The sequence below is a fragment of the Nocardioides luteus genome (assembly GCF_014648595.1).
Lineage (GTDB): Bacteria > Actinomycetota > Actinomycetes > Propionibacteriales > Nocardioidaceae > Nocardioides > Nocardioides luteus.
In genome coordinates this window covers 1-12,447 of sequence record NZ_BMRK01000001.1, presented here as the reverse complement: position 1 = coordinate 12,447, position 12,447 = coordinate 1, and the positions used below count along the sequence as shown (strand labels likewise).

The following is a 12,447-nucleotide window of genomic DNA, read 5'->3' as shown; positions in this document are numbered from 1 at the left end:
ACTACTCGGCAAACAGCTGCTCCATCGACGTTATTCCACGAAACCCCTTGGCGTACGCAGGCAGTGATGTGGAAACGTAAGTCGGGTGTCCGGGGCCCAGCATTCGCAGGTCGGCCTGTATGCGGCGGTCGCGGCCCGGTCCTTCCGCCGCTACTCCACCTACACCGCGGCCACGCTCGCCGGGATCTTCACCAACTCGGTCTTCGGGATCATCCTCACCTTCGCCTACCTGGCGCTGTGGGAGCAGAACCCGACCGCCGGCGGCTACGAGGTCGACCAGGCGGTGACGTTCGTCTGGATCGGCCAGGCGCTGCTGATGACCATCGCGCTGTGGAGCGGCGGCTCGACCGACGACCTCGCCGAGCGGATCCGCAACGGCGACATCGCCGTCGACCTCTACCGACCGGTCAGCGTCCTCGGCTGGTACCTCGCCGCCGACCTCGGTCGCGGGCTCTACCACTTCGCGACCCGCGGCGTCGCGCCCACCATCGTCGGCGCGGTGCTCTTCGGGCTGGTGGTCCCCTCCCCTGCAGGCGTCGTCGGCTTCGCGATCAGCATCGTCCTCGCCGTGGTGGTCAGCTTCTCGGTCCGATTCCTCTTCGCGGTCAGCGCCTTCTGGATCCTCGACGCAACGGGGCCACGGGTGCTGCTGAGCGTGCTGGCGACCTTCTTCAGCGGACTCACCCTGCCGCTCAACCTCTTCCCCGAGGGCCTGCGCCAGGTCGCGCTGGCGCTGCCGTTCGCCTCCTACATCCAGACCCCCGCCGACATCTGGCTCGGGCGCCACACGGGTGCCGACATGCTCGCCGCGATCGGGCTGCAGATCCTGTGGGCGGTCGTGCTGCTGGCGCTGTGCTCGCTCGTGCTACGTGCCGCGACCCGCAAGGTGGTGGTCCAGGGTGGTTGATGCTCGACAGGCTCGACCTCCGGGTGCGGTGCGTGCCTACTGGCTGATCGCGCTGCTGTGGATCCGCGCAGCGCTCTCCTATCCGGTCTCCTTCTGGACGATGATGGTCGGCGGGGTGCTGATCACGTTCCTCGACTTCGTCTCGATCTGGCTGATGTTCACCCACATCGACTCCTACGGCGGCTTCAGCCTCCGTGAGATCGGGCTGCTCTACGGGGTCACCTCGATCGCGTTCCGCATCGCCGACATGCTGGTCGGGAGCGTGGAGAAGATCGGTCAGAAGGTACGCAGCGGCGACCTCGACGCGATGATGACCAAACCGGTCCCGGTGCTGGTGCAGCTGTGCGCCGACCGGTTCGAGCTGCGCCGGCTCGGCCAGATCGGGCAGGGGGTCGCGGTCTTCGCCTGGGCTGCGCCGATCGTGGACTGGAACCCGCAGCGGCTGGGGGTGCTGGTGATGGCGATCGTCTCCGGCGTCGTCATCTACTTCTGCGTCTTCGTGACCTTCTCGACGATCCAGTTCTGGACCACCGACGCCTCCGAGTTCGCCAACGCCTTCACCTACGGTGGCAACACGATCATGCAGTACCCGATGACGATCTTCCCGCGCGAGGTCGTCCGCTCGCTCACCTACCTGCTGCCGCTGACGTTCGTGAACTGGTACCCCTGCCTGTTCCTGCTCGGCGAGACCGACCCGTTCGGCGCACCGGGCTGGTTCCGCTTCGCCTCTCCCCTGGCCGCGCTCGTGCTGGTCGGCATCACCGCGCTGGTGTGGCGCCAGGGGCTTCGCCGCTATCGATCCACCGGGAGCTGAGATGTCGCTGATCGAGGTCAAGGACCTGTCACGAGAGTTCACGATCCGAAAGCGGGCCGGGCTGCTGCGGCGTACGTCGGTGGTGAAGCGTGCCGTGCACGACCTCACCTTCGAGATCGACGCCGGGGAGATGGTCGGCTACATCGGCCCCAACGGCGCCGGGAAGTCGACCACGATCAAGATGCTCACCGGCATCCTGGTGCCCTCCGGCGGGTCGGCGCAGGTCGCGGGGCTGGAGCCGTCGCGCCGGCGCCGGGAGCTCGCCCGGCGGATCGGGGTGGTCTTCGGCCAGCGCACCAGCCTGTGGTGGGATCTGCCGCTGCGCGACTCCTTCGAGCTGCTGCGCCGGATCTACCGGATCCCCGACAAGACCTTCCGCCGCAACCTCGAGGACCACGTCGCGATGCTCGACCTCGGCGACCTGTTGGACACCCCGGTGCGGCAGCTGAGCCTCGGGCAGCGGATGCGCGGCGACATCGCCGCGGCGCTGCTCCACGACCCCGAGATCCTCTACCTCGACGAGCCCACGATCGGGCTCGACGTGGTCTCCAAGGGGAGGCTGCGGGAGTTCTTGCGGGCGCTCAACCACGAGCGCAGGACCACCCTGATGCTGACCACCCACGACCTCGGTGACATCGAGGCGCTGTGCGACCGGGTCATCGTGATCGACGACGGCACCGCCGTCTTCGACGGTCCGCTGCCCTCCCTGCGTACCGGCGGCGGGGCCTCCCGCACGCTGGTCGTCGACCTCGTCGACGAGGCCGCCCCGATCGCCGTCGAGGGCGCCGAGGTCGTCAAGGTCGAGGGCCCCCGCCAGTGGCTCGCCTTCCCCGCCGGCTCCTCCGCCGCCCCGCTCGTCTCCCAGGTCGCCGCCGGCTACGACGTCGCCGACCTGTCCATCCACGAGCCCGACATCGAGGACGTCATCCGCAACCTCTACGGAGGCTGACATCCATCCCCCGCCACCGTGATGATCTCGGCGCACACATCTCCAGCACGGAGACTCTTGTTGGCCCTTTCAGTAGACGATGACGGTTCGTGAACGGATTCACGAACCGTCATCGTCTACTAAAGGAACGGACAAAGGCCGCTCAGGAATCGAGGCTCAGCGAGGCGAGGTCATCAGGCTGGCGGGAGAGCTCGGCGAGCGTGTCGCGCAGGCGGTCCAGGAGAGCCGTGATCGAGGCCGCGGCCACCTCCGTGTCGGGGTAGCGGACCCGGACACCGAGGCCCGAGTAGGTGCGGGAGAACCAGATCTGCACGTCGTCGGCGAGGGTCGAGGCGGAGATGTGCTGGGCGCCGCGGTCGAGGTGGTCGGCACCGCCGGGGACGTGGCGGTAGTCGACCCAGGAGACGACGAAGACGTCGCTGCGGGTCTGCACCAGCGGCTCGCTGAGCGAGCCGAGCACCTGGTCGAGCGGCACCGACCCGAGGCGTACGCCGTGGCGGACCGCGTCGCCGGCCTCGGCCAGCCCCAGATCGGTGAGGGAGGCGGGCACGGTGAGCGGGACGGTGGTGGTGTACCAGCCGATCGACCGGGTCAGCGGCTCCTGGGAGCGGGTGGAGACCGGCGCCATCGTGTCCAGGCGGGCGCCACCGCCGAGGTCGGCGATCGTGGTGGCGAGGGCGGCCAGGACGGCGGCATAGGTGGAGGCACCGCTGTTGCGGGCGCGGGCCCCGATCCGGTCCATCAGCTCGGCGTCGGCGAGCGGGGCCACCGCGGTGGCCTGGGTGGCCCGCTCGCCCGGCTCGAGGCCGAGCGGGAGCGGGAAGGTCGGTAGCCGGTTGCCGCGAGACCCGAGGAACTCGGCCCAGCCACGCAGCAGCGGGTCCTCGGGATCGACCCTGGCGGGTCCGTCGTACCCCTGCTCGACGGCCTCGAGGAAGGACCCGACCGGGGGCAGCACCGGCTCGTCGGCGCCCTCGGCGTAGGCGGCGTAGAGGTTGGCGAGCTCGTCCACGGCGACGGCGACCGAGTGGGCATCGCAGTGCAGGTGATCCATGCCGAGGACGATCGTCGAGCGGTCGGGGCGCGAGATCGCCGCCGGCAGGAAGGCCGGGTAGCCGATGGGCCCGCAGTGCTCGTCGAGGGCGGCGTGCAGCGCGAATCGGGTCTCCTCGACGGTGCTGGTGTGGCCGACCGTGGCGACCGACCACCTCAGCGTGCCGGGGTGGTGGCGACGCGCCTCGAGCCCGTCCGCACCCGTGATGACCTCGAGCTGCAGGCTGCCGTGGCGGGCGAGGAAGGTGCGCCAGGTGCGCGAGAGCGCGACCGGCTCGATGGGCCCCTCGACGTCGAAGGCCGCGGCCAGCCAGACGGTCGGCGCGCCGGCCAGCGCCCCGGCGAGATGGTTGCGCTGGTTGAGGGAGAGCCCGGCGGGAGCACCGTGCCCGGGAGCGGAGACGTCCCAGCGCAGCAGCGTGCCCGGCCGGGGCTCCCACAGATCAGCGGTCGTGACCAGCATGCTCGGTCCCGATGATCGCGGCGGCGTCGACCGACTCGGCTGGGAGGCCGAGCTCGGCGAGCACGTCGCGCAGCGCCTCGACGAAGGTCACCACGGCCAGGCCGCCCGCCTCGGTGTCGGGACTCTGCGTGGCCAGCTCCAGGCTGTCGGCGTAGCGGTTGACCCAGAGGCTCGCGTTGGCGGTGCGACCCTCGCCGGTGAAGTGGAGCCCGGTGTCGAAGGGGACGCTGCCAGCGCCGGGGAACTTGCGCACGTCGAGATAGGAGACCATCTGCGGGCTGGCCAGCTCGGTCGGGGCGAGGACCCCGCCGGCGACCATGGCGCCGAGCGGTACGTGGACCGGCGTGCGGGCGAGCTCGCGGGCGGTGCCGAAGGCCTTTTCGGCGCCGAGCACGGTCTCTGCGAAGGTCTCCCCCAGCGGCATCGAGACCGGCGCGAAGTTGCAGAACCAGCCGTGCGACATCGCGGTCTGCTGCGAGCGCGTGCCGAGCACGGTGATCCCCAGATAGTCGGAGATGCCGGTCAGGCGCTGCTCGGCGTGGGCCAGGAGCGCGAACACGCCGCTGGTGAACCGGCCGCCCGCGGACCGGCAGACGTCCTCGAAGGCGGCGACCCCCTCGCCCTCGAGCGCCGTCCAGCGCCGGACCCGCACGGGTGCGGTCTCCCCGGGGGCGAGACCCAGCGGGACCGGGAACCTGGGCAGGCGTCCGCCGTGGCGGGTGACGATGTCGGTCCACTCGCGCACCGCGGGCGACCCGGCGTCGCACTCCGCCGCCAGCTGCCGCTCGGAGGCTGCGTACGCCACGAAGCTGCCGGCCTCCGGCAGCGGCTCGGTCTCGTTGCCCAGCGCGGCGGCGTAGGCGGTGCCGAGCTCGGCCGGGACCATCAGCTGCGAGGCGCCGTCGGTGAAGGCGTGGTCGCAGCCCCAGAAGTAGGAGAAGCCGTCCTCGCGCACGATGGCGCCGAGGAGGAACGGAGCCCAGGAGTCGGGACGGCACTGCTCGTCCCAGAGACCGACGAGAAGCTCCTCCCAGCCTCGGGACCAGTCGGCCGGCGCCTCGACCTCGACCGCCTCGAAGTCGACCGCCTCGGCCGGCACCAGGTGGCGCACCGGCGTCTCACCGGAGAGGTCGAACCACGTCCGCAGCCCCTCGTGCCGACGGACGAACGAGATCAGTGCCTCGATGTAGGCCGGGGCGGAGAAGTCGGCGTCGAAGTCGCCGGCGGTGCCGGTCCAGGCACGGTGCACGCCGCCCGCGGCGACCTTGGCCCGGTAGGCGCTCAGGTGGTCGGCCTGCAGGAACGAGGGGGCTCCGGGCGAGACCGGCGCGGCGGCGGCCGCCGCCTGGGCCTCAGCCGTCGGGCGCAGCACGACCACCCGGCCGGGCCGCGGATCGAGCTCGGCGAGCGCGGCGATCCTCATGCGGTGACCACCAGCTCGGCGGGCACCGGCTGCGCGACCTCGTCGAGGAGCTCGCCCATCCCGTCGATGAGGTCGCGCACGACGCGTTCGGCGGCGACGGTCTCGGGGTAGCGCGTGGAGACGTTGAGACCGTCACGGTCGCGCACCAGCCAGAGATAGACCTCGTCGTCGGCGCGGACGGGGGCTCGCAGCGTACGGGCGGACTGGTCGTTCCAGCGCTCGGCGCCGGGGATGAACCGGGTGTCGACGAAGGTGACCACGAAGTGCGGGGCGTCGTCGACGCCGAGCAGGCCGGCGACCCGGGCGAACGGCTGCGGCACCAACGGCTTCGACTCGGCGAGCGCCGCCTGGACGCGCGCGGCGACCTCGGGCAGCGTCTCGGCGCCGGCGATGTCAAAGGTGACCGGGACGAGCCCGACGTACCAGCCGACGGCGGCGGCGTGCTCGGAGGTGTAGCGGGTGTGCATGGGTGCCACGAAGCGCATCCGCTCGACGCCGTGCTGGGCACGCAGGACGTACGCCATCGCGCCCATCATCCCGGCCTGGAAGGAGACGCGAGCGCTCTTGCACAGCTCGCCGAGGACCTGGGCCTGGTGGTGGTCGCCGAGCCACTGGGACAGGCTGGCCTGCTGCAGGGGCGCCGGCGAGGCCGGTACGTCGGTGATGCCCGTGACCGGGAAGTCGGGGAACCGCAAGGTGCCCTCAGCAGTGGTCAGCCAGTCGCGCCACACGCGCACCGACTCGCTCTCCGCCGACATCGCCTCACCGGTGACCCGCTCCTCGGCGGCGTGGTCGATGTGGCTGCCGGTCGTCGGCTCGGCGAGCGCAGCGAACGGCTCACCGGCGAGCGCGCGCTCGTAGAGCGAGGCGATCTCCTCGAACCAGAGCAGCTGGGAGTAGGCGTCCATGACGCCGTGGTCGGCACCGAAGACGAGAGTGAAGCCGTCCTCGTCGGCCACCGTCGCGAAGACGACGTAGGGCCAGGCCGACGGGTCGATGCGGTCGGCGAGGAAGTCGGCGACGCAGGAGCGGGCGCCCTCGGCGTCGAAGCTGCCGAGGGCGGTCGTGGTCACCGAGACGTCCGCGGGAGCGAGCGCGCGCCGCCGGCGGCCGGCCGGAGTCTCCTCGACGGTGCCGCGCAGCGCCTCGTGGCGGCCGATCCAGGCACGCAGCGCGAGGCTCAGCGCCTCGGGGTCGAGCTGTCCGGTCAACCGCATGATCGAACCGATCCAGGAACCGGCCTCAGCGGTGTCGAGGTGCAGCTCGTGGTTGTGTGACAGCCGGCGGTCGTCGTCGACCCATGCGGCCGGGTCCGCGGTGGGGATCCACGCAGTCACCTCGCCGGGAGGGACGTCGTACGCGGACAGCTCGGTGTACTCCATCGGAGGGTGGAGTTCCTCTCTGCGGTGGGGGTTCAGTGCAGCAAGACGCCGGTCCCCGGGGACCCGAACGAACCTCAAGAACGCCGTAGCCCGAGAAGGCGAACCGCTTGTGACGACAACGACGTCGTCCCGTGTCGCGGCCTATTGTGCACACAGGTGTACACCGAAATTCGACCGCCCCCTGACGTGGGAAGTGCCACATTCTCTTATTGCCCCGGGGGGTTTACATGACGTATCAACTCCGATTGACTCCTCCCCCTGCGCGCGCTCTCGTCACGCCTTCTCCGCCCGGCCGCCGCCTATCTCGAGGATCCCCTGAAACATGCCCGCTGGCACCCCCGCACCGATCGACAACTCCGGCCGTCTCCAGTTCGCCGACGACCTCTTCGCCCGTCGTCATCGCGGCCTCGGCAGTCCGATCGCGAACCAGTGGATCTGGCGGCTCAACAGTCCCTATGACGCCGAGCGGCTGCGCTACATCGCCGCCGGTCTCGCCGAGGGCGGTCTCTCCCGCCGGCTCCACCGCGCGAAGTTCCCCGGCGCCCGCGACCTGTGGACCAACGCCGACCGGGAGCCGTCCATCGAGCTGTTCGAGGAGGTGCTCCCGGTCGGCGAGATCAGCGACTGGCTGCAGGCTCGCCACAGCGACCACCTCGACCCGCACGAGGGCCTGACCTACCGGCTCACCGCGATCAACCTCGACGACGACACCTCCGTGGTCTCGCTCCTGCTGGCCCACGCCGTGGGCGACGGCGGCTCGGTGCTCGATGCTGTCAGCCGGGCCTCGCGCGGCGAGCCGCTGCGGCTGCCGCCGGCGCCGGCCCCGGGCTGGCAGCGGCTGCGCGCCGAGGCCCGCGACTCCCGCGACCAGTGGCGCGCCGTCCGCGACTGGCGCAAGGCCCGTCGCCAGGCGAAGAAGGACGGCACCGCCGCCCTGGCCACCAAAGCGCCCCGCGTCTACCCGGAGGCGACTCCCAACCCGTCGCCGGAGACCTGGCGGATGCCGCGGATGATCGCCGAGTTCGACACCGAGACGATGGCGAAGATCGCCGCCGAGCACGGCGGCTCGACCAACGCCTGGTTCATCAACGTGGTCGCCGACCTGCTCGTCCGCATCGACCACGTGCCGGTCGACCGCGGCGACGTCCCGGTCTCGCTGCCGATGAGCGACTTCCAGCCCGGGGACGTACGCTCCAACTCGACGCGTGTGGCGATGGTCGAGGTGCCGCGCGACGTGCTCGACCGGCGCGACCTCGCCGCGATCAAGAAGCTCTCCAAGGCGGCCTACATCCGGCTCGGCCAGGCCGGACCGGGGCTCGTCCCGGTGCCGCTGGCGATGATGCAGATGCTGCCCGACGTGGTGCTCGACAAGCTCCCGCAGCCACCGGCCGCGGCCTGCATGGCCTCCAACCTGCCCAAGCTTCCCGACGACTACCGCTACGCGATGGGCGATGACGTACGCCTCGTGGCCGGCCTCGCCGGCTACCAGAACGCGACCGCCCAGGACGCCTACGACGTCGGCGGCGGGATCATCTCCTGGCTGATCCAGTCGGGGCCGCGGACGACCTTCAACCTGGTCGCCGCCGAGCCCGACCGGGTGCCCGACCTGGACTTCCTGAAGAGACGGGTCGTCGAGGAGCTCGGCTCGTGGGGTCTCACCGTCGACATCTGGTGAGGCCGGCAGCACGCCCGGCGTCAGCGGGCCCGCTCGAGCGCGTCGGCCGCCCGGCCGACGGCGGTCTCGGGAGCGATCAGCAGCGGCGCGGTCTGGGCCGCCCGGTCGCGTACGGCCGGCATCAGCACGGTAGCGAGGGCCTCGCGGAGCCGTTCGCGGTCCAGGCGGCTCGCCTTGACCGAGGTGCCGACGCCGAGGTCGCCGAGCAGGCGTCCCCAGACCGGCTGGTCGGCGGAGTACCAGCCGACCACGCTCGGGATCCCCGCGCGCAGCACCGCGGCCGTGGTGCCCGCGCCACCGTGGTGGACGGCGGCCACACAGCGCGGCAGCACCGTGGCGTGGTCGACCGGTCCCTCGATGCGTACGTGGTCGGGCATCTCCACCTCGAAGGAGTTCCAGCCGCTGCTGATCAGCGCGCGCAGACCGAGGTCCGCGGTCGCCGCGGCGACGTCGCCGACCAGCCGGGCCGGGTCGGCGACCGGCATGGAGCCGAAGCCGACGTAGACCGGCGGATAGCCGGCGTCGAGCCACTCGCCGAGGTCGTCGCCCAGGCTCGCCTCCCCCAGCCGCAGCCGGTCGGCGCCGGAGAGGGCGAGGAAGCCGGCGAAGGGGCTCTGGATGCCCCACTCGTGCGGCAGACCGGGGACGAGCAGCGGGTCGTAGGCCTGCACCTCGACCGCGCCCCGGTCGCGGAGCCGGGTCTGCAGGCGGGTCCGGGCGGGGGCGAGCCCGAGCGCGGTCCGCTGGGCGTTCTCCGCGTCCCGGGTGAGCTGCCAGCGCATCTGCATGCCGACGTCCCAGGCCCGCTCCTGCACCGCGCCAGGACCGGGCAGCACCTTCACCGACCGGTTGGAGCGCACCGGGAAGTAGTGCAGCGCCGCGAACCCGGCGCCGATCCGCTCCGCCAGCGCCGAGCCGACCTCCTGCCCGAGCAGCCCGGCGACGACGACGTCCGCGCTCCCACGCGCTCCGGCCAGTGCGACCAGGTCGTCACGGAAGTCGTCCCAGCCATGTGCGGACACCTTCCGCACCGCCCGGACCCGGGTGCGAGGATTGACCGAGCGCATCTCCTCGCGCACCAGGCTCGAGGCGAGCAGCGCACCGCTGTCAGGGCCGACAGCATGCGGATCGAGACCGAGCCGCTGGGCCAGACCGACCAGGTTGGGCGCGACCCCGACCGTCACCTCGTGGCCGCGACGACGCAGCTCGAGAGCCACGGCGAGCGCCGGCTGGACGTCGCCGCGACTGCCCATCAACCCGAAGACGAACCGCACCTGCACACCTCCCTGTGGTGCCCACGAAGATCGCACAACGTTAGGACCCGGACCGCATGCCCGAGCCTGTGATGCTGCCCTCACTGCCACCCGCGAGCCCCGGCGCGCGCCCCGCGCCGTTCGCTCCCGAGCGCACCAACCGGCTGACGTACGACGACGAGGTCTTCCTCCGCTCGGCGAGCGTCATCGGCGTCCCGGTCGTGGGCCAGACCGCCTGGCGCTTCCCCGGCGAGATCCCGGTCTCGGCGGTCCAGGAGGTGGTCGACGAGCTGGCCAAGGGGCCGCTGAACCGCCTGGTCGTACGCCCCAGGGTGGCCGGCGCGCGCTCGCGCTGGGTGCCGGCGACGACGACCGAGCCGGTGCGCCTGCACCCCGACCGGATCAAGCCCGACCAGGTCATGGCGTGGCTGGGCACCACCACCGACACCGTCCCGTTCGACCCCGTCAAGGGGCCGCTGTGGGCGTTCTTCATGGCCTACACCACCGACGGCGACACGGTCGTCACCTACAACGCCTCCCACATCGTCTGCGACGGCGGGATGAAGCTCGGCGCCCTGATCGCAGCCGTACGCCGCCAGCCCCTGCCCCGCCTCCCCTTCGACGACCCGGGGGCCGCCGAGGTCACCCGAGCAGACGACTGGCGAGACGCCCGCCGGATGGCGAAGGCGGCGGCCCGCGGCCTGCGCGCCGCCCGGAAGGCGGGCAAGGAGGGCCGGCTGCCGGTGCTCGAGGCACAGTCCTCCGAGAAGCGGCCGGTGCCCGCGCCGCAGCCGGACGACGACGTGGTGCACGAGGTCGCCTTCGCCGGCGCCGACTGCCCGACCTCGGAGTGGGACGCGGCGGTCGAGCGCGCCGGCGGCACCTCCAACACGCTGCAGATCGCGATCTCGGTCGAGGTGCTCCTCGAGGCCGGGATCGTACGTCCCGGCGAGCCGGTCAAGATGTCGCTGCCGGTCTCGATGCGCGGGGAGGGCGACCTGCGCTCCAACGCCACCTCCGGCGTGTCGATCGCGGTGGAGACCGAGCTGCGCGACGGCGTCGGCCGGGTCACCGACCTCGCCCACATCCGGGAGCGGTCGAAGAAGGAGTTCTCCGCTCTCTTCAAGGGCACCCGGCCCGACCCGATCGCCAACATCGCGCCGCTGGCGCAGATGATCCCGGACCGGCTGGCCAAGACGCTGCTCAAGAACGTGGTCACGCCGCTGGGCCTGGCCTCCAACCTGGGCCGGCCCGACCCGGACTTCATCGCCCCGTTCGGGGTGCCCGCCGACTCGATCGTCTTCCGCGGCCTCGCCCTGGGTGCCACCCGCGGCGAGCTGCGCCGGATGCGCGGCGGGGTGACCTCGTGGTGGTGCGACGTCGGCGAGACCTGCAACTTCGGCATCCGCGCCCTCGACCCGGACGCGGTCCCCGACTCCGATCGGCTCAAGCAGATCGTGACCACCGTCTACCGCCGATGGGGCATGGAGCCGACCTTCTGGTGACGCCTCGGGGCGGAGTGAGAAGATGACGAGCATGACGATCGACGTACTCGGAGAGCCCTACACCGTCGAGACCATCGAGCTCGACGACGACTTCGAGGGCACCGTCGTGGCCACCCTGGTCAAGCGTGCGGCCGACGGCGACGCGAAGGGTGCGGTCCTCTACGTCCACGGCTTCTCCGACTACTTCTTCCAGAAGGAGTACGCCGAGTGGTGGAACGCGCGCGGCTACGACTTCTACGGCCTCGACCTGCGCAAGTACGGTCGCTCGCTGCGCGAGCACCAGTCCGGGACGTACGTCGGTGATCTCTCGGAGTACTTCGACGAGATCGACGCCGCCTGGGAGCGGATCACCGACCGTGACGGTCACTCCCACGTCATGCTCAGCGCCCACTCCACCGGCGGCCTGACCACCTCGCTGTGGGCCGACGAGCGCCAGCCCGACGAGCTGGCCGGGATGGTGCTCAACTCGCCCTGGCTCGACCTGCAGGGCTCGTTCGTGCTGCGCGAGCTGGCCACGCCGCTGGTGCGACGCATCGGCCACCGCGCTCCGATGCGCGAGCTCGGCCGCGACGTGACCGGTTTCTACACGATGTCGCTCCATGTCGACCACGACGGCGAGTGGGAGTTCGACCTCGGTCTCAAGCCGGTCGGCTCCTACCCGATCCGGCTCGGCTGGCTCAAGGCCATCCGCGACGGCCACGCCAGGCTCCACCGCGGCCTGGACGTGAAGGCGCCGGTGCTGGTGCTCTCCTCCGACCGCTCCAGCAAGCCGAAGGCGATGGGCGACCTCGTCCACTCCACCGACATCGTGCTCGACGTGCGCCAGATCCGCCGGTGGTCGACCGCGATCGGCAGCCATGTCACCTATGTCGCGGTCCAGGGCGCGAAGCACGACGTGATCCTGTCGCGGCCCGACGTCCGCAAGCAGGCCTACGCCGAGATCGAGCGGTGGCTGGCGGCGTACGGCGTCTAGATGTACTCGGCCAGGAGGTTGGTGACACTCCGAGTCGGTTGTTGACGTAG

At 71.4% G+C, this 12,447-nt stretch carries 10 protein-coding genes; 6 read left to right on the top strand and 4 right to left on the bottom strand.

Translation table 11 applies throughout. From position 1 onward, the window contains the following. Positions 1-85 precede the first annotated feature (85 nt). From IEY81_RS00050 to IEY81_RS00040, 3 genes are read left to right on the top strand one after another with little or no spacing between them, the layout of a single operon-like run. Positions 86-907, top strand: a complete 822-nt coding sequence (locus IEY81_RS00050; protein ID WP_189116406.1) for an ABC transporter permease — start codon at positions 86-88, stop codon at positions 905-907. Then, the gene (locus IEY81_RS00045; protein WP_229787112.1) at positions 900-1,721 is read left to right on the top strand and encodes an ABC transporter permease; all 822 of its coding nucleotides are present in this window, start codon (positions 900-902) and stop codon (positions 1,719-1,721) included. Before IEY81_RS00050 ends, IEY81_RS00045 begins: the two co-directional genes overlap by 8 nt. A gap of 1 nt (position 1,722) precedes the next feature. Continuing rightward, entirely contained in the window at positions 1,723-2,670 is a 948-nt protein-coding gene (locus tag IEY81_RS00040) for an ABC transporter ATP-binding protein (protein WP_189116404.1), read from the top strand. Between the two features lie 142 nt (positions 2,671-2,812). Here the strand turns inward: IEY81_RS00040 and IEY81_RS00035 are convergent, their stop codons facing one another. The 3 genes from IEY81_RS00035 to IEY81_RS00025 are packed head-to-tail and all read right to left on the bottom strand — an operon-like array spanning position 2,813 to position 6,991. Continuing rightward, positions 2,813-4,186, bottom strand: a complete 1,374-nt coding sequence (locus tag IEY81_RS00035) for a condensation domain-containing protein (RefSeq protein ID WP_189116403.1) — start codon at positions 4,184-4,186, stop codon at positions 2,813-2,815. Continuing rightward, positions 4,167-5,609: a condensation domain-containing protein gene (locus IEY81_RS00030; protein WP_189116402.1), complete on the bottom strand. Its 1,443-nt coding sequence runs from the start codon at positions 5,607-5,609 to the stop codon at positions 4,167-4,169. The genes IEY81_RS00035 and IEY81_RS00030 overlap by 20 nt, the downstream gene beginning before the upstream one ends. Beyond that, positions 5,606-6,991: a condensation domain-containing protein gene (locus tag IEY81_RS00025; protein ID WP_189116401.1), complete on the bottom strand. Its 1,386-nt coding sequence runs from the start codon at positions 6,989-6,991 to the stop codon at positions 5,606-5,608. The genes IEY81_RS00030 and IEY81_RS00025 overlap by 4 nt, the downstream gene beginning before the upstream one ends. Before the next feature lie 322 nt (positions 6,992-7,313). Between IEY81_RS00025 and IEY81_RS00020 the strand changes: the two genes are divergently transcribed. Beyond that, positions 7,314-8,666 carry a hypothetical protein gene (locus IEY81_RS00020; protein WP_189116400.1) on the top strand — a complete coding sequence of 451 codons (1,353 nt, stop codon included), beginning with the start codon at positions 7,314-7,316 and terminating at the stop codon, positions 8,664-8,666. A 20-nt stretch (positions 8,667-8,686) separates the two neighbouring features. Here IEY81_RS00020 and IEY81_RS00015 read toward each other — a convergent pair whose 3' ends face one another. Next, on the bottom strand, positions 8,687-9,940 hold the full coding sequence (locus IEY81_RS00015; RefSeq protein WP_189116399.1) for a glycosyltransferase: 1,254 nt from the start codon (positions 9,938-9,940) through the stop codon (positions 8,687-8,689). A gap of 56 nt (positions 9,941-9,996) precedes the next feature. Here IEY81_RS00015 and IEY81_RS00010 point away from each other — a divergent pair, with 56 nt between their 5' ends. Both IEY81_RS00010 and IEY81_RS00005 read left to right on the top strand, forming a co-directional pair. After that, complete coding sequence (locus IEY81_RS00010) at positions 9,997-11,424, top strand: hypothetical protein (protein ID WP_189116398.1); 1,428 nt, start codon at positions 9,997-9,999, stop codon at positions 11,422-11,424. A 31-nt stretch (positions 11,425-11,455) separates the two neighbouring features. After that, positions 11,456-12,397 carry an alpha/beta hydrolase gene (locus IEY81_RS00005; protein WP_189116397.1) on the top strand — a complete coding sequence of 314 codons (942 nt, stop codon included), beginning with the start codon at positions 11,456-11,458 and terminating at the stop codon, positions 12,395-12,397. Positions 12,398-12,447 lie beyond the last annotated feature (50 nt).